Raw genomic sequence first — 23,138 nt, forward strand, 5'->3', positions numbered from 1 at the left:
TCTGATTTTTATCGGATTTGTTTCTTTTTTTTCGATTGTGTTTTTTCTTTTTTCTTTTTTTCGAAGCAACGAAATTAACGCCCAAAAAGCTCTTATCCTGCGGGACTTTATAATTCGCACCTCAAATACCCTTTTGGGCATACGCACTATTATCTATGGCGACAAGCCGAAAGTTCAAGGACTAATCGTAGCCAATCACCGTTCCTATTTTGACCCAATTGTTATCGTAAACCAAATACATGCTTTTCCTGTAGGGAAAAAAGAAGTTGCCTCATGGCCTATGATTGGCTACATCTGCAAAATATCCGGCGTTTTATTTGTAGATAGAAAGTGTCCAAAAAGCCGACAAGAAACCGCCGAAAATATCCGAGAAGTTCTTGCCAAAGGATATTCGATCATTAATTTTCCAGAGGGAACAACAGCGGATTTGCCAACAACTCTTGATTTCAATTACGGCTCTTTTGTAATGGCTACTAAGATTAAAGCCGCCGTAATTCCTATTGCAATAGATTATAAAGAAAAAACAGACGCTTTTATTGGTGACGACACTTTCATTCCGCATTTTTTAAAATGCTTTGGAAAACGGACCACTGAAATTAAAATAACTTATTTTCCGGCTATTTATTCTGAAGATGCAGCCTGTTTATTAAGTACGTCAAAGAAAATGATAGATAACGAACTCATTCGATATAGAAAAGATTGGGACAATCAAAATTAGTTTTCTTTTTAAGGGCAAACAAAATCAAGAGTGAAATTTTCTAATTAAGCATCAAGTCCTAAGCTAATAAGCATCTCAAAAATAGAATCTTCATTTAGTGCCACTTTCTTTAAAACAGCTTTAATTTCTTCCACATTTTTTTGTTCCAGAGCATTATCAAAGTCATTTATAAGACCTCCAACATACAAACGCTCATTAACTGTCATTCCAGAAAACTTATTTTCCATACTGTGAAATATAGTGATTATTATTTTTTCAAAATTGCCTTAATCATGGCATCCTCTTTCAATATAATCTCATAATAAGACCGTTCCCCATACAATTGCCGAGCAAATTCAGCAGCCAGGTATCGTTTTACCAATGATTTGCTTTTTCCAAATTTCAAATCCAATCCGTTGCCAAAAATAAATTTCTGAAATGAATTGAAATATGCCTCTGTTTGATTCATTTTAGATTGGAACTGAGCAAAAGTGAGTCCTTTAAAGGCGCTCCGATTTTTATCCAATTGTTCGAAAACAAAATTCCCTACGATTCCCGATTGCAATAAATAAGCGGTACTTCCATTTCCATGTTCCACCTCAAGCGGTACAAAAACATCAGGAACAATACCGCCACCGCCATATACAATTTTACCTTTTTTAGTTTTGAATTGCAAGGTGTCTGAAACTTTTATACTGTCTTTTTGATATAGTTCCCCATTTTCAAAACGCGTTTCTGATTCTTTAAAATACGCTTCATTCCCTTTTGAATAGGGTTTTTGAATCGACCGGCCTGTTGGCGTATAATATCTGGCAACAGTCAAGCGAACTGCTGAACCGTCAGCAAAATCCATTTCTCGTTGCACCAATCCCTTTCCAAAAGAACGGCGGCCTACAATAGTCCCCCTATCATTATCCTGAACGGCTCCTGCAAGAATTTCACTTGCTGAAGCGCTGTTTTCATTAATTAGAATAAAAACATTTCCTTTTTCAAAACTACCTTTTTGGGTTGCAAATGTCTTGTCTATAGTACCTTTTTTGTTTTTGGTAAAAACAATCAGTTGTTTGTTTGGCAACAATTCATCCGCGATAGCAATTGCTTCTTCCATATAACCGCCACCGTTATCTCGGACATCAATAATAAGTGACTTCGCACCTCGTTGCTTAAGTGCAGACAAATTTTGCATAAACTCCTTGTAAGTAGTTTCGGCAAAACGATTTATTTTTATGTATCCTGTCGCATTACTCAAGAGCAAAGCGGCATCAACACTTTTTAAGGGAATAACATCGCGTTTTAGTTTTAGCTTGAGTTTTTTACGTTCTGATTTTCTATATATTGTAAGCTCAATATTAGAACCTACGGCCCCTTTTAATTTAGAAAACAAACTGTCTGTGGGCAACTTACGTCCGAACAATTTGGTTTTATCAGCATATAGAATCCGATCACCTGATTTTATTCCTGCTTTTGCCGAAGGTCCGTTTTCTACAGGTTTTATGACCGCTACAGAATCTTTATACATATAAAAATTCACTCCTATTCCCACAAAATTACCCTTCATGCTTTCCATTACCTGTTGCTGCTCGCTAGCGGGAATATATACGGAATGCGGATCAAGTTGCGCAAGAATATTATCAACGGTAAGATTTACAATAGAATCCGTATCAACCGCATCAACGTATTCAGTATCAATAAAATCAATGAGTGTATTCAGCTTAGTTTTAGAATTATTTTTAGCTGTGAAATCAGCTCTACCGGGAAAATGCAACATCCCGCCCAACACAACGCCAAAAGCAAGTGTTGAGAAAAGGAGTAGTGGTAAATATTTTGTATTAAATTTCATATAAAGTTATCATTAAAAAAATAATATAACCTGACGTGCATCATCGTTTTAATTTTTTTTGCACGTTCTTTTATTCCTCCAAAACTGGAATATGCTCAACCTCTACTCCGGCTTTTATCAAAAACTGAATGCCGGAATCATCGCGATAGCCATTGTGATAGACCACTCTTTTTATTCCCGACTGGTGAATCAATTTACTGCACTCCTTACAAGGTGAAAGTGTGATATACAAGGTGGCTCCTTCACAGGACTGTGTGGATCGCGCTACCTTGAGGATCGCATTTGCCTCAGCATGTAAAACATCCCAGCGGGTTAATCCTTGCTCATCTTCACAACAGTTTTCAAAACCGGAGGGCGTTCCGTTATACCCATCTGAGATTATCATTCTGTCACGCACAATAATTGCACCAACTTGTTTTCGTTTACAATAGGACAGCAAGCTCCATTCTTTGGCAATTCTAAGGTATGCTTTGTCGTATTTATTTAATTTTTTTTCGTTCATTTTATCTTATCCAGATTTCACTTTCCACAATCATTGGTATCACTACTCCTATTATAAATGCTGACATTACTAATGTCCAGTCGCGTTTTGAAAATCTAAAAACAGTCTGAACAATGTAGGCTAAAATCAAAACCAAAAAAACCACTACAATCTGGGCGGCTTCTATACCTAGTGCAAATTCTGACAGTGGCAAGACTTTAGACATAGCATTTCCTCCAAGAATCGATTTGAAATAATTTGAAAAACCCAACCCATGAATTATCCCAAAGAAAAGCGTGATAAAAAACATCAGATTGAGGCTTTCTTTCTTGCTCGATTTTCCTGCCGTAAAAAGATTAAACAATGCGGTTATCACAATTGTAATTGGGATTAACAACTCAACAATATTTACTTTTATGGCAATTATACCAAAAACAGAAAGCAGTAAAGCCATGGTATGACCAATGGTAAAAAGGGAAACCAAAAGTACAATTCGCTTCCAGTCCTTGAAAGAAAAAGGAACCGCTAGGGCGATTAAAAATAAAACATGATCATAAGCGTGAATATCCAAAACGTGTTTTAATCCTATTTGAAAGTAAATCCAAAATTCTGACATCAGTAAAGTATTAAGTTGATAAAGGGTTGTAAACTTACGATTAATTTTGAAAATGATTCATTTGAACATTCAAATAAATACAAATCAAAAGCAGGTATGTCGAAAGAAAAAATATAAAAAAAATAAAAATTAATACTTTAAAATAGATATATCTTTGTACGATACAAAAACCACAATTATGTCATTTTCAGATTTATTTGATAGCGAATTCAAACAAAGAAATAGAGGTCATTTTTCATCTATTGTCCGCGTAGCACTAACTGACGAGAAGATTTCTCCAGAAGAAAAAGCATTTGTAGATAAATTAGCCGTTCGATTAGAAATTTCTCCTGCAGAATATGAAGAAATTTTACAGGATCCGCTAAAATACCCTATCAATCCTCCTTATTTATATGAACAAAGGATAGAGCGACTGTATGATTTAGCCAGAATCGTTCATGTTGACCACCATTTAGGAGACAAACAAGAGCTGATGTTACGAAAAATTGGCATTGGAATAGGATTTGACCCTGAAAATATAAATCAAATTGTAGAAAATGCTCTTCTGCTTGTAGAAAAAGAAGTAGATTTGGATACGTTCATTACTGAAATACAAAATATCAATACGTAGATTATACCTATAAAAAAGCTTCCGCCAAGACGGAAGCTTTTTGTTTTTAGTACTTGCTTAGTTTTGCTTTAAGCATAAATTCTTCCGATTTTTCAACCATATTGTAGCTTCCACAGAAAAAAGGAACACGCTGATGCAGTTCCGTTGGTTCAATTTCCATCACCCGATCAAATCCATCCGATGCTTTTCCTCCAGCCTGTTCTGCGATAAAAGCTAATGGGTTGCATTCATACAACAATCGTAATTTCCCTTTGGATGCTTTTGAACTTGTAGGATATAAATAAATCCCTCCTTTAATCATATTGCGATGAAAGTCAGAAACTAAACTTCCGATGTATCGAGAAGTATAAGGCCTGTCTCCTTCTTCCAGCTGACAATATTTGATATAATCCTTTACTCCTTGCGGAAAATGGACATAATTACCTTCATTGATGGAATAAATATGGCCATCGGTTGGGAATTTCATTTTAGGATGAGACAAGTAAAAAGTACCAATAGCAGGATTCAGCGTAAATCCGTTCACACCGTGCCCAGTTGTATAAACTAACATAGTCGAAGTCCCGTAAATCACATAGCCTGCAGCAACCTGATTGATCCCCGGCTGTAAAAAATCTTCCAACGTAACTGGAGTTCCTATTGGGGTAATTCTCCTGTAAACCGAAAATATTGTCCCTACAGAAACATTAACATCAATATTAGACGAGCCGTCAAGGGGATCCATCAACACTACATATTTATTATTGTGGCTGTGGTCACTTCCTTCCACAGTAATGAAATCATCATTTTCTTCAGAAGCGATTCCGCATACGATCTCGCGATTAATTAATGTTTGAATAAAAACTTCATTGGCATATACATCTAGTTTTTGCTGATCTTCCCCCTGTATGTTTTGCTCTCCGGCAGCACCCACAATATCAACCAGTCCAGCTTTGTTTACTTTATAATTGACTACCTTGGCAGCCAATCGGATGGAGTTGATAATTCGAGATAATTCGCCGGACGAATATTGAAAAGCATTCTGGTTTTCAATGATAAATTCTCCAAGTGTTTTGTTGCGTTCTTCCATTAAGAAATCGTTGTAGTTGTTTTGAAGTCACAAATATCGTTTTTTTTGTGAAATTGATTTGAAAAATAGTTGCTTAGTTTAACCGTATTGTATATTTGCTGATTAAAACATAAAATTAATACGTAAAAATCTAATTTTATTGCGATATTGAAGCATTAAAATAAAAAATTATGAAATGAGCCGTATTGGAGATTGATCCAATAGCCAATCGAAAAAGCAAATTTCTTATTCAACTAAAAAACACAAATACATCCCGCACATGACGATCAGAAAAGGAAATCCTGAAGATATGGAAGCTGTTTTAGGGCTCATTCAAGAATTAGCAACATTCGAGAAAGAACCCGATGCCGTCCTTGTAACTGTTGCCGATTTAATTCGAGATGGTTTTGGCCCGGTGCCACTATTTCATGTTTTTGTTGCCGAGGTTCAAGCGGACCCGAGCAATAGCGAACAGGCAAAGCAAATCGTAGGTATCGCCTTGTACTACTACCGATTTTCTACTTGGAAAGGAAAAACAATTCACCTGGAAGATTTAGTGGTAAAAGAGACAATGCGTGGCACCGGATTAGGATATGCTTTATATTCTGAAATTATAAAACAGGGTAAAAAAGATCAGGTTCGAAGAGTAGAATGGAATGTATTGGACTGGAATACTCCAGCAATAGAATTTTATGAAAAATCAGGCGCCAAAGTACTCCGTGATTGGTATGTTGTTCACATGGACGAATTGGGAATCACCAATTTTGTAGAGAATAAATTGAAATAAAATAAAGAACAATTTTTGTTTAAAATATGAGAGTATTCAAATTTGGAGGAGCTTCTGTAAAAGATGCTGAAGGAATTAAAAACGTGTATGACGTTTTACAAAAAGTGGGCTATGAAGACGTATTGTTGGTCGTTTCTGCAATGGGAAAAACCACAAACGCGCTCGAGGTTGTCATAAAAAATTATTTCGATAAATCCGCTGAATTAAATTCATCTGTTCAAGAAGTAAAAAAGTACCACAATCAAATTTTGATAGATTTATTTGAGGACGAGAAAAACGAAGTCTTCAAAGCTGTTAACACTCAATTTTCAGATTTAGAGTATTTCCTGACCCACAATAAATCACCCAATTATAATTTTGTCTACGATCAAATTGTCAGTTATGGCGAATTAATTTCGACCACAATCCTAAGTCATTTCATGAATTTCATGGGCATAAAAACACAATGGCTGGATGTTCGGAATTTCATAAAAACCAATGCTACATATAGAGATGCAGAAGTAGATTGGGAATTGACACAGAAAAACATTGCCAAAAACGTAAAACGTAAAACACTAAACATTACACAAGGATTCTTAGGTTCTGACGAAAATAACTTTACCACCACTTTAGGCCGAGAAGGATCTGATTATACGGCTGCAATTTTTGCGTATTGCTTAAATGCCGAAAGCGTGACCATCTGGAAAGATGTTCCCGGAGTAATGAATGCCGATCCACGATATTTTGAAAATGCGAGTTTATTGAATCAGATTTCGTACCGTGAAGCCATAGAACTGGCTTTTTATGGGGCAACGGTTATTCACCCAAAAACACTACAACCCTTGCAAAAAAAGGAAATTCCGTTGTATGTAAAATCCTTTATAAATCCGTTACTAAAAGGAACGAGCGTTTCCAAAGGAGTCGACTTAGAACCTTATTTACCGTGTTTCATCGTCAAAAGAAACCAACTTTTGATTTCGCTTTCCTCTATCGATTTCTCTTTTATCATGGAAGAAAACATCAGCGAAATTTTTGCATTATTCCATCAATTCAAAATAAAAGTGAACTTGATTCAGAATTCAGCAATTAGTTTCTCCGTATGTGTAGAAGATAAATTTGACAATTTCAAAGCCCTGAATGCTATCTTGTCTAAAAAGTTTAAAGTAGAGTTTAATGAAAACGTCACCTTATACACCATCCGACATTTTAACGAAACAGCAGCCGAAACCGTTGAAAAAAACAAAGTTGTGTTATTGAAACAGGTCAGTCGGGAAACCATACAAGTGATCACAAAAGAAGTGTAACCCTTAAAAAACATGCGCAACCCAAAATATAAATGGAGATCAGAAATTGATTCTGATCTCCATTCTTTTAATACTTTAAAACCCAAACGCTAAAATCAAAACCTTTTGTAATTATCAAATTATAAATACTACTTTTGACACTTTCGAGTTATAGTATTTATGTTGAAAAAATTACTTTTTTGGACTGTAATAAGCTGTATTTCTGGGCTCCACGCACAGGAAATAAATTCGTTGTACAAAACCAAAAAAATCCCTTTTTCCCGTGACACCATTCATCTTGAAAAAGAAAGCATTAATTCCAGTTTTTTCAAATTGCTTGACGCCAATGGCAAACCCATCGAAATCACTTTTTATACGGTAAATTTCAGTGAAGGGACTTTGTTTTTAAAAGAAAACAGCGCCCAATACAACGATTCAATAACCGTACACTATTTGAAATTTCCGGAGATCCTTACTAAAGAATACCGCATTTATGATTCTGCCAAAGTAGTAAGCAACGAAGCCGGATCAGGTGATTTATATACCCTCAAAAATAAAAACCCAAATAAAAATGTGCCTTTTGACGGCTTGAACACATCCGGAAGTATTACCCGTGGCATTACCATAGGAAACAATCAAAATGCCGTTTTGAACTCCAATTTAGACTTACAAATCACAGGAAAAATCTCTGAAAAAGTAAGCTTAAGAGCCTCCATTCAAGACAGTAACATTCCGCTGCAGGATGGCGGTTATTCCCAAAAATTAGACCAGTTCGATAATGTATTCATGGAATTATTCAGTGCCGATTGGAACATTCGAGCGGGTGATATTTTTCTAGAGAACAAGAAATCCCAATTCCTGAATTTCAATAAAAAAGTGCAGGGACTCGCCACCACCTTCACCTTTGGAACCGAAGAAAACAAAACAAATGTATTTGCCTCAGCAGCGCTGGTCCGAGGACAATATGCAAAAAGCGATATCGCGGGCCAAGAAGGCAATCAGGGTCCCTATAAATTAAAAGGGCAAAATGGAGAGCTGTATGTACTCGTTATTTCAGGATCAGAGCGGGTGTATGTAAATGGCGTTTTATTAAAACGAGGCGAAAACAATGATTATACGATTGATTATAATGCGGGTGAAATCGTGTTTACCCCGCTTTTCACGATTACTTCCGAAATGCGAATTGCCATAGAATACCAATATTCAGATCGAAATTACACTCGATTTATAACCTATGCAGGCGCCACGCACGAAAATAAAAACTGGAGTTTTGGAGGCTATTTATATTCGGAAAACGACCTGAAAAACCAACCTTTACAACAAAATTTATCCCAAGAACAAGCCCAGATACTAGTTAATTCAGGAGACAATCCAGATTTAATGGTTGCCCCGTCAGCATTTGCAGATTCCTATTCTGAAAACAAGGTGCTGTACCGAAAAACAATCCTCAATGCTGTGGAAATTTTTGAGTACTCAAATGAAGCACAGCAGGAATTATTCAATGTACGATTTACTTTAGTAGGACTGAATAATGGAAATTATATTTTGACAAATTCAGCCACGATCACCCGGGTTTATGAGTATATAGCTCCCATTAACGGCGTTCCGCAAGGAAATTATGAACCCATCATACAATTGATTGCTCCTACAAAAATCCAAGTGGCCACCTTTTTAGGGAAATACAATCCCACTGAAAAAACGGTACTCGATTTTGAAATTGGTCTCAGCAATAACGACAGCAATTTATTTTCGCCCGTTGACGATGCAAACAATCAGGGCCTGGCTGCAAAAATCAATGCCAAGCAACGGCTTTTTTCAAAAAAATGGCACGTAGATGCTTTTGCGAATTATCAATTTATTCAGCGAAATTTCAGGGCTGTAGAACGGTTGTACAACATCGAATTTGACCGGGATTGGAACTTAGGAACTGCGGCTATAGGAAATCAAAGTTTGTTAATTTCCGGACTGCAATTGGATTTAAACCCTAAACCCAACTCAACAAACAAAGGACTATTGATGTATCAGTTTGAAAAACTGGATTTTTCGGGAAATTTTTCGGGAAATCGACATGTTTTAAATGGCTTGTTTCAAATAAAAAACTGGACTTTTCAAAATCAAGGCAGTTCCCTAAAAAGTGACGGAACGATTTCATCCTCTGAATTTTTAAGAAACCAATCCCAAATCCGTTTTCATTTTGACAAAAACTGGATTGGCTCTCGCTTGCGCTTAGAGGACAATCAGGAGAAAAATAAAATTTCAAATGAATTTTCGGCTTTGAGTCAAAAATTTACAGAGTCCGGATTTTTTACCGGTCGCGGAGACAGCACCAAAGTTTTTGTAGAATTGGGATACCTAAGAAGATCCAATGACAGTTTACAAAATGGACTGATCCAAAGGGTCAATTCGTCTCAGACTTTCCTTTTGAAATCAAAATTGATTCAAACTAATAAAAGCGATTTATCCCTATATGCTAATTACAGAATCTTGGATTTTGTGGATGCAACAAGAAAAAGAGAACCTACGTTAAATTCCAGAATAATTTATACGGATCGTTTTTTCAATCAATTGATACAAAGCACAACGGTTTATGAAACGAATTCCGGGACCATTCCCCAACAGGAATTCACGTATCTGGAAGTTCCTGCGGGCCAGGGAATTTACACCTGGAACGACTATAACGGCAATGGAATTCAGGAATTACAGGAGTTTGAAGTCGCCACGTTTATTGACCAGGCAAAATTCATCCGCATCTTTCTTCCCAACAGGGTTTACATAAAAACACATCAAAACAAATTCTCGCAATCCGTGACCCTGAATCCCAATCAATGGCAGAACGAAAAAGGTTTTAAGAAAATACTTTCGTATTTCTACAATCAAACCGCTTTTATAATCGACCGAAAAACTAGAAGTGAGGGTGATAATTTCGAATTAAATCCGTTCAGCAGTTCTACTGAAAATGTGTTGGGATTAAACTCGAGTTTAAGGAACAGTTTGTTTTACAATAGAGGAAAACAAAACCACTCCGCCACGTATTCCTATCTGCAAAATAAAACTAAAAACTTGTTGTCTATAGGTTCTCAAGAGGCTACCAACAATTCGCATCAATTGCAGTACAATCATTTGTACCAGAAAAGCTGGCTGCTAGGTTTTTTTGCCAAAACGATACAAACAACCATTGAATCAGAAAATTTCCCGGAGAAAAACTATGCTATAAACGGTTATCAATTAGCTCCTAAAATCAGTTATCTATTTTCTAAAAGCACGAGCTGGGACCTCTTTTATGAATTACAGAATAAAAAAAACCAAATTGGGGTTTCAGAAACGCTGCTGCAAAACCGTTTTGGAACTGCCTTTTCGTATGCAGGTACAAAAAAATTCACGATGAACGGCGAAGTCTCTTTTTACCAAAATAAATTCGAAGGAAATGAATTCTCTTCGGTTGGATTTCAAATGCTGGAAGGGCTACAAACCGGACAAAACATCACTTGGAGGCTTCTTTTACAAAAAAATATCACCCAGTTTTTAGATGTTAATTTTAATTATCAGGGTCGGAAAAGTGAAACAACCCAGGCCATACATACTGGAAATATTCAATTGAGAGCCTATTTTTAATACCACAATTTAATAGTTTGGTAATGCCCTCGCAATATTAAATACACGTTCATTGTCTATCTTTCAAATTTAAACCACTAAACTACAGAGCCACATGGATTTGAATGCCAACCAACAAACTATTTTGATTGCGCCATTAAACTGGGGCTTAGGCCATGCTACACGTTGTATTCCAATTATTAAGGCCTTATTAGAGAACAACTACATTCCTATAATTGCTTCTGATGGAATTGCATTGGCTTTGCTAAAAAAGGAATTCCCTACTGTACAAACGCTGGAACTGCCATCCTACCAGATAGAATATGCAAAAAATGGAGCTCACTTTAAATGGAAATTATTAAAAAATAGCCCAAAAATGCTTGAAGCAATTTGGGAAGAAAAAAAAATAATTAAAAAATGGATCTCAAAATATAGGATTGACGGGATTATATCCGACAACCGACTGGGTGTGTTCAGCAAAAAAATTCCTTCGGTATTTATTACCCATCAATTGAATGTAATGACTGGCAATACCACTTGGATTACCAGTAAGATCCACCAACATATTATAAAAAAATACACAGAATGCTGGGTTCCAGATCTTGCCGGATCAATTAATCTAACCGGAAAAATGGGACATGTTGACGATCCAAATCTCAAAATTAGATACATTGGTCCTTTGAGTCGATTGCAAAAAAAATTAGTCCCAAAAAAATATGATTTAATGATTATTCTTTCCGGACCAGAACCTCAGCGCGGCTTGCTGGAGGATTCCCTGAAAAAAGAAATCGCACGATACCGCGGGAATGTCATATTTATTGAAGGAAAGATTGAAGCTGAACAAATAGTAACACAAATCAATCCTGTTACCTATTATAATTACATGAATTCTTTCCAGTTAGAGCAGGCTTTTAACGAAAGTGAAATGGTGCTGTGCCGTTCCGGATACACCACAATTATGGATCTAGCCCAACTCCGTAAAAAGGCTTTTTTTATTCCAACTCCAGGCCAATACGAACAGGAATATTTAGCCAGAAAGCTAAAAAAAGAAGGGTTAGTTCCCTATGCAAATCAAGACGATTTCAAAATTGAAAATCTTAGTGAAGTAGCGTCCTACCGTGGTTTACAAACCTTGCATTGCAATATTGACTGGAAATCGCTTTTTGATATTTTCCAAAACACAAAAATAAGTACCCTTAACCCCTAAAAACCCATTCTCTCAAATGGTTTTTTTAAGATTAGTATTGAATGTTTACCAAAAAAAGAAGCACTCCTGAATTACAGATTTGTACCTTTTGAATTAGCATGGTTATTGAATTCTTTGAATAATTCGAGTAAGTGCATCGTTGCTTTTATCAAATCATTAGTTTCTAAAAGTAACGCGAAATACAACTTGCTGTTTTTAGGACTGGTTTCTACCGTTCTAATTCTTTCAATTTGTTTTTTAATTAATTTAGATACTTGATCGTAAATCTCCATTTTGGTTTCTAAAAGAACATCAATTTTGTCAAACGAACCTTCTTGAAAAATAACAATAATATCTTCAAATAATTTTTCAAGCTTATTGTCTAAGCTTTTCAAATCCCTAATTTGATTGAATTTTAATTGTTTGTGATTGTTATTGATATGTGCATAGCTGTTTTGTGAGATGAATCCAAGGGACTGAATCATGTCTTGAAGATAACCCAAAATCATGACATAAAACATACTGCCCTCGGCCGAGGTTTCATCCAGATTCTTTATAAAATAGTATACATTACTCTTTAATTCATCGACTTCTTTTTCGAGTTTTTTGAGGTCTTTTTTATTCTCCTTTAACTTCCCTAAATCCTGAAGGCTAAGATTTTCGATAACCTCTCTATAAATCGTGTTTGAACCGCTTATCACTCTGGAAATCTGAATGGTACACTCCCTAATAACTTCATTTATGGTAACAATATCTTCTCTTTTCAAGAGCAATAATTCTTGCTGGGCTTTTATGGTTTTAGTATGCTTTCTTGAACTTCGATACAAAAGAATTCCTAATCCAACCAGCAATCCGATGAAAGCATATACTTGACCTACTTTGAGGAAATACGCAAAGATAAAGGCCGAAACAAATGCAACAATTGCTGTTACAAACCATCCCCCAATCACATTAAAAACCCCTGCAATACGATACACTGCGCTTTCGCGGTCCCAAGCTCGATCTGCAAATGAAGTTCCCATGGCCACCATAAAAGTAACATAAGTTGTAGAAAGTGGCAACTTTAAAGAAGTCCCTATCGATATCAAAATACTGGCTACCATCAAATTTACAGCCGCACGAACCATATCAAAAGCAGGTTCGTCTTTTCGTTTTTTTCCTTTGACTTCCGGTTTCTCAAATTGCTTATCAATTTTGATTTGGATTGATTTTGGTAAAAAATAATTAATTCCCAGTCCGATATAAACACCAAATCGCACAATATATCTGGATAACATATTGGGTGAAAAACGCTCTACGCCATCACCCTGTCTGGATAAATTAAGGCCGGTCTCGATGACAGTTTTGGCTTTTTTTGAAGTCCAAAGTGTTATAACCATAACCACTCCTGCAAAAACTAAAAAATAAAATGGCGCCACAATATTATCATTAGCCAAAGCTCCCATCATAAATTGATCTCCAGAAATTCCTGAACCATTGAAAATTTCATAGGAATTATAGGCCGCAATAGGAACGCCGATAAAGTTAACCAAATCATTCCCGGCAAAAGCTAAAGCCAAAGCAAAAGTCCCCACTATGATGATTACTCGGAGAATATTTATTTTGAAGAAAGTCATCAACACTTGAGAAAGCAGTGTAAAAAAAACAAAATTTACTCCTATTATCAGTAATTGATTGCTTTTTATCCAGACATGAGTAGCTTGATCGATGAAAGAAACTCCTTTCAATCCTTTAATCAGGATAAAAAAAGTAATCGCAGTAATGGCTAATCCTCCAAAAACTGCACCTATATATTTGACTCTTTTTTCATATTGAAAAGTAAAAATTAGTCGAGAAACATATTGCACAAAACTTCCAAGAGTGAAAGAAAGAATGACAGACAGTAGGATACTAAAAACAATTTGTGATGCTTTTTCAGTGTTGATATAATCACTTAAAGTATCAAAACTATCATCCAAAACATAAATTTTATAGACTGCCAAACAGAGCGCTGCCCCTAAAAGTTCAAAAATAATGGATACTGTTGTCGAAGTTGGTAATCCTATTGAGTTAAAAACATCTAATAATATAATATCTGAGATCATTACGGCCAGGAAAATAATCATAACATCATTAAAACTAAACATGCCGGGAACAAAAATACCACTTCGGGCAATTTCCATCATACCACTGGAAAATAGCGCTCCTACTAAAATACCTAGACTGGCCACAATCATAATAGTACGAAACGACACTGCTTTAGAACCAATTGCCGAATTTAAGAAATTTACTGCGTCATTACTAACCCCGACAACTAGATCAATTATTGCCAAAATGCCTAAAACCACAAGCATTACTATATATATTTGTTCCATATCTGTATTTAAAGTGAAAGGTGAAATTTTGTTTGCTCTGATGGAATTAGTTGGCCTTCAAAACAACTGTCTCATTGTACGACAACCTCATGATGATTTATGCCTGAGTGTTGCTTTATACTTAAAAAAAGAGTCGTGATGGTACGGTTACAATTGGATGTCATCATAAATATACCACAACAAACTTCCGGTGTCTTTTGCAAATATGACCCTCGAAAGTAAGACTGCCGTTACTAAATTATTATTTTGACATCAACTTAATAACATCAATAACACAAGTGAATGATCCTAAAATAATTGTGCTTATTAGGTAAAGGATATTATTAATTCTATTTGACCTGAAGGAATTTAGATGGCCGTACTTATTCCCCTGACTTGGATTTTTCCAGGGTAAATGAAAACTCAGATCCAACATGATACGTGCTGTCTACATAAATTTTCTCGTCATGTGCTTCGATAATATGTTTTACTATGGACAATCCCAGCCCAGAGCCTCCCTCTGTTCTTGCTCCGCTTTTATCTACTCTATAAAAACGTTCAAAAAGTCTTGGGATATTTTTTTTCTCAATTCCTTCTCCGTTATCGGTGACACGAACGATGACTTTTTCTGCTGTCAAATCCTCAATACTTACTTCGGTAGAACCCTTTAATTTTCCGTATTTGATTGAGTTTACAATAAGGTTCATCACCACTTGTTGTATTTTTTCCTGATCTCCAATGACCATAACGGGTTTGTTGTATTTCATGTCAAACATCAACAAAATATCTTTTTTAGATGCTTTCATTTCGAGCAAATCAAATACATTCTGAACGAGTTTAACGATGTCAAACTCGACAATTTCCAGATGCAAATCCCCTATTTCGAGTTTGGTAATCATGTCCAGATCCTGCACAATGTAGATCAGTCTTTCGACTCCTTTTTCGGCGCGTTCCAGGTATTTTTTTCGGATTGTTTTGTCATTCATGGCTCCGTCAAGTAAGGTTGACAGATAGCCCTGAACCATAAAAAGAGGTGTTTTTAGTTCGTGAGAGACATTGCCTAGAAATTCTCTCCGGTATTCCTCCCGAACTTTTAAGGTTTCAATTTCCAGCTTTTTGTCAGTAGCAAACTTCTTGACTTCCCTTGTAAGAGTCGCCATGTCCGTTGTTATGGGCTGGTTTCTGAAGGTGCTAGATTCTAATAAAGAAACGTCATCGTATATTTTTTTTACCTTTTTATAAATAAAACGCTCCACCCGATATTGAATCACTATAAATGAAAAAGTAGCAATTGAAATGGCAAAAATCAGGCTAAACTGGTAGGAAAAAGTAAAAAAAAGGTAAATCAGCAAACTAACCAATGCAGTAGAAAAAAGGGTAATATACAGGGCCGACTTTACGGCAAAACGATATGTTTTTTTAAAATTTATTGTCATTTATACTTCAAACTTATATCCCACTCCTTTTATTGTTTTGAACAACTCTTCGCCAATTTTTTCACGTAATTTTCTGATGTGAACATCTATAGTTCTACCACCAACAACTACTTCATTGCCCCACACTTTATCCAGAATTTCATCTCTTTTGAAAACTTTTCCCGGTTTTGAAGCCAATAAATAAAACAATTCAAATTCTTTTCTGGGTAAGGCAATTTCGATATTATCTTTTACAATTTTGTATTCCTCCCGATTGATTTCGATTCCACCAACATTAAGAGTTTCGCTATTTTGTTCTTTTTCTTTTAATCGGCGCAGTAAGGCTTTTACTTTACTGACTAATAATTTAGGCTTTATTGGTTTAGTGATGTAATCATCAGCTCCGGCATCAAAGCCCGCAACTTGAGAGTAATCTTCGCTTCTGGCGGTTAAAAAAGTTATGATTACATTACTGAGTTCCGGTATTTTTCTGATGTTCTCGCAAGCTTCCATGCCATCCATTTCCGGCATCATTACATCCATTATAATTAGGTCCGGCAATTCTTTTTTAGCGATTGCTATAGCCTCTTTCCCGTTTGTGGCAGTACTGATTTGATATCCCTCTTGAGCGAGATTATACCCTACAATTTCTAAGATATCCGGTTCATCGTCTACTAGTAGAATTTTAGTATTTTTTTTCTTCATAAAGCACCAAAAATTATTTTGAATTGTAAATGTAATCATAAATGAGCTATTGAAAAGCTGTTAACGGTAATTTAATATTGAGGCCTCTTTATGATGTAAAATAAAACATAATCATAACAAACCAATAACTTACATTTTACATTTCGGCTGTTACTTTGCAAAAAATTTAAACCAGATGAAATTCAAATTATTATTTTTAACGTTATTTATAACCGCTGTTTCTTTTTCACAGAGCAAAGGAACTATAGCAGGTGTCTTGACAGATAAGGATACTAACAACCAATCATTACCATTTGCTAACGTTCTCATTAAAGGAACTAATATAGGAACAAATACTGATATTGATGGTAAATATGCCATAACAATACTTCCCGGAAAATATACTTTACAGTTTAGTTTTGTAGGATATGAATCTGTAGAAGTTCCTGTAACAGTAGTTGCTAATCAAACTGTAACATTAAACAAAACTTTAGGTTCCGGAAGCTACAAACTAGAAGATGTAGTGGTGCGATCTACTGTAAATAGAGAAAAGGAAACCGCTCTTTTATTAGATCAAAAACAAGCGGTCGTGATAAAACAAAGTATCGGTTCACAAGAAATGGCTCGTAAAGGGGTAAGCGATGTTGAGGAAGGATTAACGAAAATTACCGGAATTACAAAAGTAGACGGAAGAGGTTTATTTATTAGAGGTTTAGAAGACCGTTATAATAACTTGTTGATAAACGATCTACAATCCCCTTCTAATAGTCCTTTCAAAAAAATTATTCCTTTGGATTTATTTCCTACTGACGTTGTAGGAGTTTTAAATGTATACAAAACATTCAATCCTAATATTTCAGGAGATTTTGCTGGAGCGACTGTCAATATTGAAACACCTCAGCCGAAAAATATCACAAAATTGAATATTGGTTTTGGTTATACCACAAACAACAATCTTGAAGCATTTTTGCTGTCCAATGATGCAAATTCTACTAAAGGGTCTTTAGGAATGCTTGGGAATGACAGAGCACTTCCTAGTGCTTTTGGTTCTGTTCCTAACGGTGCAGAACTTTCTCCTTCAGAATATGAAAATGGTTTTGGTAAAAAATCATGGGACGTTAACAATACTAAAAGCCCCTTGAATTCAAGCATTGGATTTTTACATGCTCAAAAATTCAATCTTAAAAACGAAAGTAATATAAGTTACATTATGTCTTTCAATTTTGATAATAAATACTCTTACAGAGAAGGTGTAGACAGAACCTTCAACCTTGGACAGAGTAATTACGATAATAATTTATACAACAAGCAATATAGTTATCAGACTACTTTTTCTGGATTAGCTGGAATGAAATACAAAACAAACCGATTCAACTTAAACTTCAATACTTTTTTAATTAAAGCGACTGACAGTAAAATTCAAGATCAAATAGGATATGTTAATAGTGCTGCCAATATTACTGATAATCTAATACGAATGAACCAATATGAGGAATCTAAGTATTGGAATACACAATTATTTGGAGACTATAAGTTAACTGAAGATGGCAAACATTCCCTTAAAGCTGGAGGTTCTTATGTAAAGACTTCATTCCAACAGCCCGACCGAAAATTCATTACAGGACGAATAAATGACAATCAAATTGACATGATATACGGTGGTAATAATTTAAACCGTCAATATCTAGACGTAAAAGGAAACTTTTATTATTCGTCTCTCTTAGAATATAATTTAAAATTTGGAAATGAAGAAGAATCCAATAAATTATCAATAGGATATAATAGCTCCCTAAATGACATGCAGTCTACTTATCGCTTCTTTTCAGGGAAAAGCAGAACTAATACACAACCTTACACTGCAAATGTCAACACTGTTAGTGAGAATATTAATCAAGACATAAACAATGGAATTGTATATGTTAAAGAGGAATCCAATGGTGATTATAAAGTCAAATTAAATCAGTTCGTTAATGCGGGATACTTCAATTTGTTCATGAATATTGGAGAAAAATGGGATTTAAATGCTGGAATTAGAGCAGAAAGCTCTACTCGTGAAATAAAATATAGAGAGCAAGGCGATCCTTTTGGAAGCGCTTATCGCAAAAAAACTGATGATAAACTTGATATCTTACCGTCAGTAAATGCAAAACGTATTTTGAATGAAAACAGCAACCTTAGACTTTCATTAGCAAAAACAATCACTAGACCTGTAGCTGTGGAATTGTTACCAATAAATTACATTAATGCTGACGGAACCTCTGAAAGTGGAAATAAAGATTTGAAGGATAGCGAAAACTACAACGTAGATTTTAAATACGAATTATTTCCTAATAATAAAGAAATGTTTGCAATAGGAGTATTTGGAAAAATGATTAATAATCCAATTGAAAGAGTATTCAAACCTACTGCGAATAGTGGTGGTCAGATTACTACTTTTAAAAACTCGCAGCAAGCCGTTATTTATGGTGCCGAAATAGAAATGCTAATCCAATTGAGCAGAATAAACGAATCGCTTTCTAATTTCTCTCTAGGTTTCAACACATCATTAATGAGTACTGATGTTAAAATTGATCTTAAAAAACAAGGAAATGAATTAGAAAACAGTACCAACCGTAAATTACAAGGTGCTTCAAGCTGGTTAATTAATTCTGATTTAAAGTATGATTTCATTCTTAACAAAGATTGGAAAAACTCTATGACCTTAGTGTATAACGTTTATGGAGATAGAATCTTTGCTGTAGGTTCTTCAGGAATTGATCATATCTACGAGAAATCTTTTAGTAAATTAGATTTTGTCTGGACAAATTCTATTTCTAAAAGTATTGAACTTAAATTTGGAATAGACAATATACTAAATCCAAGCTATAAAAAAGAGTTAGGAAGGAAAAGCACTTTGAACATTACTGAAGACTCTCTAGTTTTAAGAGAATTCAAAAAGGGTGTTGGGTTCTCCTTTACTATAGGGTATACGTTTTAAAAACCAAAAAAAGAGCTGTAACGGCTCTTTTTTTGGTTTTTATATAACGTAAACTTTACATCAAATTGATTGTTATATAATACTTTAGTAACAATTACATAACTAAATTACAAAAACTCTAGAGTAATTTTGATTAAAATAATAAACAAAAAAACTTATAATTTTAAATTATTAAAAATGAAAAAATTAGTATTTAGTCTTGCATTACTTACCTTGGTTTTTACAAGTTGCACATCAAGTGATAATGAAACAGTAACAACTACACCAACTGCAACAGGCGATATCACAGGTGACGTTACAACATCAAAAACCTACACTAAAGGTACTTACAAATTGATTGGAGCCGTAAGAATTAAAAGTGGTGCAACACTAACTTTTGAAGCGGGCTCAGTAATTACTGCTGACGTTACGGATGGTTCTGATGTTCTATTAGTAGAAAATGGAGGGAAATTAAATATTTCAGGTACAGCTGCAGAGCCTGTTGTCTTTACTGAAAAATCAAAAACTGCAGGTTCTTGGGGTGGTATTATCATGTTTGGTGATGCTCCAATTGTATCAGGAAAAACAAGTGATGGAACTCCGATTACAACAGCAACTTCTGAAGATGGTACAAATATTGTTTACGGAGGTACAAATGCATCACATAATGGTGGTTCATTAAAATATGTACGAGTAGAATACGCTGGTAAAAAGATTCTTGATGGAAATTCTGAGATGAATGGATTTTCATTTTATTCAGTAGGTTCCGGAACAGTTTTAGAAAATCTTGTAGCTTATAAAGGAGCCGATGACGGTTTTGAGTTTTATGGAGGAACTGTAAGCGCTAAAAATCTTATTTCATACGGTAATACAGATGATTCTTTTGACTGGCAAGATGGATGGCAAGGTCAAGCAAATACTAACTGGTATGCTTATCAAACTGGAGCTGGAAATTACGGAATGGAAATCGAATCGAAAAGTGTAAATAATTCATTTGGTCCTAAAGTATCAAACATCACTTTAAGAAGAGCCGCTGGAACTGTAACAGAGTCTGGCAATCCTACAGAAATAGATGCATTCCAATTTAAAAAAGAGGGAAATGGAGAATATTCTAATGTCGTAATTTCAGGATATACAAATACTGTAACTTCTGGAACTACAACAACAAATGCCGTTGCCGTTAGAATTCAAGATGCCAATACGAACACAAATCAAGTTCTTTCAGGTAAAATAAAAATGTTGAATGTTAAAATTTCTGATAATACTCCATTATCTGGAGCTGGTGCAAGTACATTTACTGTAGCTTTCCCATCTGCAAACTACACAACAAGCACTTCAGCAACTGGAGCGGCATTAACTCCTGGAACATGGGCAATTGTTGATGGCGTTAATTTGTTAGGGAATTTGTAATTAACAATCCAATCGATTTATATCAAACATCCTGAAAATTCAGGATGTTTTTTTTTGGTATGCTTTTTGAAATATATTTTGTATATTTACTATTCAAATTAATCTAATGGCAAAAAACTACTTTTATACTATTACTTTATTGGTTTTTTTATTTTCCCTTGGCATTAGTGCTCAGGAAACTAAGCAACAATCAAAGACACAAGAAAACGTCTCAATTGAAGGATTAAGCTTGTACCCGAACCCTGTGAGTAATGGTAGAGTGTACATTTCTACAAAAAACGATTTTGATAAAGAAATTATCATCTTTGATGTTTTAGGAAAAAAAGTACTTCAAACCATATTGAGCTCAAAAGAACTAAATGTCTCTAATCTAACCTCTGGTGTTTACATCATCAAGATCAATGAAAAAGAAGCATCAGCGACCAGAAAATTAATCATCCGATAATTTCAAAAATACATCATAAAAGCTCCAATCCTGTTGGGGCTTTTTTGTATAATGCTTAAACCAAATCAACTCCCAGATTCAAGTTTATACCATTCCGTTATTGGTTTGCCTTTAAATTTTTGATTACTTTTGCAAAAAAAATATTGATCACATCTTCCGATATATTTGCCATTTCCAGTCAAAAACAGTTTGAGAAAATTGCTTTGAAAGTGTTTCGTTTCCAATACGAAAACAACTTGGTCTATCAGGAATTTTGCGATTTTTTAAAAACAGATCCTCACAAAGTAAAATCGCTACAACAAATTCCATTTTTACCGATTCAGTTTTTTAAGAGTCATGAAGTGGTTTCGAATACCAATCCCATTCAGGAAACTTTTACCAGCAGCGGAACCACAAGCCCCGTAGCCCATAAAGGGGGAAATTTGGATAAAAAAGTAATTCCCATAACTAGCAAACATTTAGTTACGGACGTCACTCTGTATGAAGAAAGTTACCGCAAAGGGTTTTCCGAATTTTATGGCAATATTGAAGATTATGTTGTTTTGGCCTTGCTTCCTTCCTATCTGGAACGGGAAGGATCTTCCTTAATTTACATGGTCAAGGATTTAATTGAACTTTCCAATCATCCTGAGAGTGGTTTTTACCTGCACAATCACGACGAACTGATTGCCAAGCTTATCGCTTTAGATCTAGCGGGTCAAAATGTAATCCTGATTGGGGTTACTTTTGCTTTATTGGACTTAATTGAAACCTTCAACGAAAAAAGTTCTTTTTTAGATAAAAAAAAGAAGGTTCGTGATGACCTTGGGCAAACAACTGAACTTTCAGAAAAAAAACATTCGTTTCAACTGCAGCACACCATTATCATGGAAACAGGCGGCATGAAAGGAAAACGTAAAGAAATGATTCGAGAAGAACTACACGAACAATTGTGTAAAGGATTTGGCGTTTCAGCCATACATTCTGAATATGGAATGACCGAGTTGCTTTCGCAAGCGTATTCCTTAGGAAACGGCGTATTTGAATGCCCATCTTGGATGCAAATCCTAGTTCGCGATACTGAAGATGCGTTGACTTACATTCCAGACGGAAAAACGGGCGGTATCAACGTGATTGATTTAGCTAACATCAATTCCTGTTCCTTTATTGCTACGCAGGATTTGGGCAAAAAAAATCCCAACAACTCTTTTGAAGTATTGGGACGTTTTGATAATTCTGATATTCGAGGTTGTAATTTGATGATCTTGTAAAAAGGTTAATCGTTAATTTATTTCATCGGTTAACCAAATTAACGAGCAAAATTATTCATAAATATCTTTTCTGTGACCTAAGTCGATAACATCAATTAGCAAAATATCATCGAAAATTTCATAAATAATTCTGTAATCTCCAACGCGAATTCTATATCCTTTTCTTCCTTTCAATTTTCTATACCCTTGCGGCCGTGGATTTTCAGCTAAATCATAGATTTGCTTTTTGATTGCTGAATAGTGAGGCTCATTAATTTTGATTAAAGCTTTCAAAACTTTATTTCGAAATTCGATAGCATAAGCCATTACTTCGCTAATTTGCGCTTTTCTTCAATAATTTTAAAAGCTTCGTCTATAGAAATTCGATAACCGTCATCCTCTTTTTTGGCTTCATCATAAAGACGTACACCTTCTAAATCTTCCAATTTTTCAATCAATTTATTATATTTCTTGATAGGCAATACAACTGCGGTTCTATTTCCTTTTTCGTCAGTTAAAAATTGAGTTTCCATAGCTTTTCGTTATTTCAA

At 35.0% G+C, this 23,138-nt stretch carries 20 protein-coding genes; 10 read left to right on the top strand and 10 right to left on the bottom strand.

The features are described 5' to 3' along the window. Positions 1 to 133 precede the first annotated feature (133 nt). Positions 134 to 718, top strand: coding sequence for a 1-acyl-sn-glycerol-3-phosphate acyltransferase (locus EKM05_RS05295; protein WP_158615136.1), 585 nt, complete (start codon positions 134 to 136; stop codon positions 716 to 718). 44 nt (positions 719 to 762) lie between these two features. On the opposite strand, the gene EKM05_RS05300 is transcribed toward EKM05_RS05295, so the two are convergent. The 4 genes from EKM05_RS05300 to EKM05_RS05315 form a co-directional block, all read right to left on the bottom strand. After that, positions 763 to 945: a hypothetical protein gene (locus EKM05_RS05300; protein ID WP_126553971.1), complete on the bottom strand. Its 183-nt coding sequence runs from the start codon at positions 943 to 945 to the stop codon at positions 763 to 765. A gap of 20 nt (positions 946 to 965) precedes the next feature. Continuing rightward, positions 966 to 2,537: a S41 family peptidase gene (locus EKM05_RS05305; protein ID WP_126553973.1), complete on the bottom strand. Its 1,572-nt coding sequence runs from the start codon at positions 2,535 to 2,537 to the stop codon at positions 966 to 968. Between the two features lie 70 nt (positions 2,538 to 2,607). Beyond that, positions 2,608 to 3,039 (bottom strand): dCMP deaminase family protein, encoded by a 432-nt coding sequence (locus tag EKM05_RS05310; protein WP_126457584.1) that lies wholly within the window; start codon positions 3,037 to 3,039, stop codon positions 2,608 to 2,610. A 1-nt stretch (position 3,040) separates the two neighbouring features. Then, entirely contained in the window at positions 3,041 to 3,634 is a 594-nt protein-coding gene (locus EKM05_RS05315; RefSeq protein ID WP_126457585.1) for a HupE/UreJ family protein, read from the bottom strand. Positions 3,635 to 3,812: 178 nt separating this feature from the next. On the opposite strand from EKM05_RS05315, the gene EKM05_RS05320 reads away from it, so the two are divergent. Further along, positions 3,813 to 4,244, top strand: a complete 432-nt coding sequence (locus EKM05_RS05320) for a TerB family tellurite resistance protein (protein ID WP_126457586.1) — start codon at positions 3,813 to 3,815, stop codon at positions 4,242 to 4,244. Positions 4,245 to 4,290: 46 nt separating this feature from the next. Here the strand turns inward: EKM05_RS05320 and fbp are convergent, their stop codons facing one another. After that, positions 4,291 to 5,310 carry a class 1 fructose-bisphosphatase gene (fbp, locus tag EKM05_RS05325; RefSeq protein ID WP_126457587.1) on the bottom strand — a complete coding sequence of 340 codons (1,020 nt, stop codon included), beginning with the start codon at positions 5,308 to 5,310 and terminating at the stop codon, positions 4,291 to 4,293. 259 nt (positions 5,311 to 5,569) lie between these two features. Between fbp and EKM05_RS05330 the strand changes: the two genes are divergently transcribed. The 4 genes from EKM05_RS05330 to EKM05_RS05345 all read left to right on the top strand — a co-directional run bounded on the left by EKM05_RS05330 (position 5,570) and on the right by EKM05_RS05345 (position 12,136). Further along, entirely contained in the window at positions 5,570 to 6,076 is a 507-nt protein-coding gene (locus EKM05_RS05330) for a GNAT family N-acetyltransferase (protein ID WP_126457588.1), read from the top strand. 26 nt (positions 6,077 to 6,102) lie between these two features. Further along, the gene (locus tag EKM05_RS05335) at positions 6,103 to 7,359 is read left to right on the top strand and encodes an aspartate kinase (protein ID WP_126553975.1); all 1,257 of its coding nucleotides are present in this window, start codon (positions 6,103 to 6,105) and stop codon (positions 7,357 to 7,359) included. Between the two features lie 159 nt (positions 7,360 to 7,518). Continuing rightward, positions 7,519 to 10,950, top strand: coding sequence for a hypothetical protein (locus EKM05_RS05340; protein ID WP_126553978.1), 3,432 nt, complete (start codon positions 7,519 to 7,521; stop codon positions 10,948 to 10,950). A 94-nt stretch (positions 10,951 to 11,044) separates the two neighbouring features. Further along, entirely contained in the window at positions 11,045 to 12,136 is a 1,092-nt protein-coding gene (locus EKM05_RS05345; RefSeq protein WP_126553980.1) for a glycosyltransferase, read from the top strand. 71 nt (positions 12,137 to 12,207) lie between these two features. Here EKM05_RS05345 and EKM05_RS05350 read toward each other — a convergent pair whose 3' ends face one another. The 3 genes from EKM05_RS05350 to EKM05_RS05360 all read right to left on the bottom strand — a co-directional run bounded on the left by EKM05_RS05350 (position 12,208) and on the right by EKM05_RS05360 (position 16,568). After that, a complete protein-coding gene (locus tag EKM05_RS05350; protein ID WP_126553982.1) occupies positions 12,208 to 14,469 on the bottom strand; it encodes an inorganic phosphate transporter in 2,262 nt (753 codons plus the stop codon). Between the two features lie 362 nt (positions 14,470 to 14,831). Further along, positions 14,832 to 15,884: a cell wall metabolism sensor histidine kinase WalK gene (locus EKM05_RS05355; RefSeq protein ID WP_126457593.1), complete on the bottom strand. Its 1,053-nt coding sequence runs from the start codon at positions 15,882 to 15,884 to the stop codon at positions 14,832 to 14,834. Further along, positions 15,885 to 16,568 (bottom strand): response regulator transcription factor, encoded by a 684-nt coding sequence (locus EKM05_RS05360; RefSeq protein ID WP_126455532.1) that lies wholly within the window; start codon positions 16,566 to 16,568, stop codon positions 15,885 to 15,887. Between the two features lie 175 nt (positions 16,569 to 16,743). On the opposite strand from EKM05_RS05360, the gene EKM05_RS05365 reads away from it, so the two are divergent. The 4 genes from EKM05_RS05365 to EKM05_RS05380 all read left to right on the top strand — a co-directional run bounded on the left by EKM05_RS05365 (position 16,744) and on the right by EKM05_RS05380 (position 22,608). After that, positions 16,744 to 19,524: a TonB-dependent receptor gene (locus tag EKM05_RS05365; protein WP_126553984.1), complete on the top strand. Its 2,781-nt coding sequence runs from the start codon at positions 16,744 to 16,746 to the stop codon at positions 19,522 to 19,524. 177 nt (positions 19,525 to 19,701) lie between these two features. Beyond that, positions 19,702 to 20,913: a hypothetical protein gene (locus EKM05_RS05370; protein WP_126553986.1), complete on the top strand. Its 1,212-nt coding sequence runs from the start codon at positions 19,702 to 19,704 to the stop codon at positions 20,911 to 20,913. A 106-nt stretch (positions 20,914 to 21,019) separates the two neighbouring features. After that, on the top strand, positions 21,020 to 21,358 hold the full coding sequence (locus EKM05_RS05375; RefSeq protein ID WP_126457596.1) for a T9SS type A sorting domain-containing protein: 339 nt from the start codon (positions 21,020 to 21,022) through the stop codon (positions 21,356 to 21,358). Positions 21,359 to 21,501: 143 nt separating this feature from the next. Further along, complete coding sequence (locus EKM05_RS05380) at positions 21,502 to 22,608, top strand: acyl transferase (protein ID WP_199749577.1); 1,107 nt, start codon at positions 21,502 to 21,504, stop codon at positions 22,606 to 22,608. Between the two features lie 51 nt (positions 22,609 to 22,659). Here EKM05_RS05380 and EKM05_RS05385 read toward each other — a convergent pair whose 3' ends face one another. Both EKM05_RS05385 and EKM05_RS05390 read right to left on the bottom strand, forming a co-directional pair. Further along, positions 22,660 to 22,914 carry a type II toxin-antitoxin system RelE/ParE family toxin gene (locus EKM05_RS05385; RefSeq protein ID WP_126553988.1) on the bottom strand — a complete coding sequence of 85 codons (255 nt, stop codon included), beginning with the start codon at positions 22,912 to 22,914 and terminating at the stop codon, positions 22,660 to 22,662. Beyond that, positions 22,914 to 23,120, bottom strand: coding sequence for a hypothetical protein (locus tag EKM05_RS05390; RefSeq protein WP_126553991.1), 207 nt, complete (start codon positions 23,118 to 23,120; stop codon positions 22,914 to 22,916). The genes EKM05_RS05385 and EKM05_RS05390 overlap by 1 nt, the downstream gene beginning before the upstream one ends. Positions 23,121 to 23,138 lie beyond the last annotated feature (18 nt).

The sequence above is a fragment of the Flavobacterium sp. GSP27 genome (assembly GCF_003970395.1).
In the GTDB taxonomy this organism is placed as follows: domain Bacteria; phylum Bacteroidota; class Bacteroidia; order Flavobacteriales; family Flavobacteriaceae; genus Flavobacterium.

Coding starts and splice junctions, on each gene's coding strand:
- EKM05_RS05340 (WP_126553978.1), top strand. CDS start 7,519: ATGTTGAAAAAATTACTTTTTTGGACTGTAATAAGCTGTATTTCTGGG.
- EKM05_RS05345 (WP_126553980.1), top strand. CDS start 11,045: ATGGATTTGAATGCCAACCAACAAACTATTTTGATTGCGCCATTAAAC.
- EKM05_RS05310 (WP_126457584.1), bottom strand. CDS start 3,039: ATGAACGAAAAAAAATTAAATAAATACGACAAAGCATACCTTAGAATT.
- EKM05_RS05370 (WP_126553986.1), top strand. CDS start 19,702: ATGAAAAAATTAGTATTTAGTCTTGCATTACTTACCTTGGTTTTTACA.
- EKM05_RS05355 (WP_126457593.1), bottom strand. CDS start 15,884: ATGACAATAAATTTTAAAAAAACATATCGTTTTGCCGTAAAGTCGGCC.
- EKM05_RS05360 (WP_126455532.1), bottom strand. CDS start 16,568: ATGAAGAAAAAAAATACTAAAATTCTACTAGTAGACGATGAACCGGAT.
- EKM05_RS05385 (WP_126553988.1), bottom strand. CDS start 22,914: ATGGCTTATGCTATCGAATTTCGAAATAAAGTTTTGAAAGCTTTAATC.
- EKM05_RS05375 (WP_126457596.1), top strand. CDS start 21,020: ATGGCAAAAAACTACTTTTATACTATTACTTTATTGGTTTTTTTATTT.
- EKM05_RS05305 (WP_126553973.1), bottom strand. CDS start 2,537: ATGAAATTTAATACAAAATATTTACCACTACTCCTTTTCTCAACACTT.
- EKM05_RS05320 (WP_126457586.1), top strand. CDS start 3,813: ATGTCATTTTCAGATTTATTTGATAGCGAATTCAAACAAAGAAATAGA.
- EKM05_RS05365 (WP_126553984.1), top strand. CDS start 16,744: ATGAAATTCAAATTATTATTTTTAACGTTATTTATAACCGCTGTTTCT.
- EKM05_RS05335 (WP_126553975.1), top strand. CDS start 6,103: ATGAGAGTATTCAAATTTGGAGGAGCTTCTGTAAAAGATGCTGAAGGA.
- fbp (WP_126457587.1), bottom strand. CDS start 5,310: ATGGAAGAACGCAACAAAACACTTGGAGAATTTATCATTGAAAACCAG.
- EKM05_RS05390 (WP_126553991.1), bottom strand. CDS start 23,120: ATGGAAACTCAATTTTTAACTGACGAAAAAGGAAATAGAACCGCAGTT.
- EKM05_RS05350 (WP_126553982.1), bottom strand. CDS start 14,469: ATGGAACAAATATATATAGTAATGCTTGTGGTTTTAGGCATTTTGGCA.
- EKM05_RS05315 (WP_126457585.1), bottom strand. CDS start 3,634: ATGTCAGAATTTTGGATTTACTTTCAAATAGGATTAAAACACGTTTTG.
- EKM05_RS05330 (WP_126457588.1), top strand. CDS start 5,570: ATGACGATCAGAAAAGGAAATCCTGAAGATATGGAAGCTGTTTTAGGG.
- EKM05_RS05300 (WP_126553971.1), bottom strand. CDS start 945: ATGGAAAATAAGTTTTCTGGAATGACAGTTAATGAGCGTTTGTATGTT.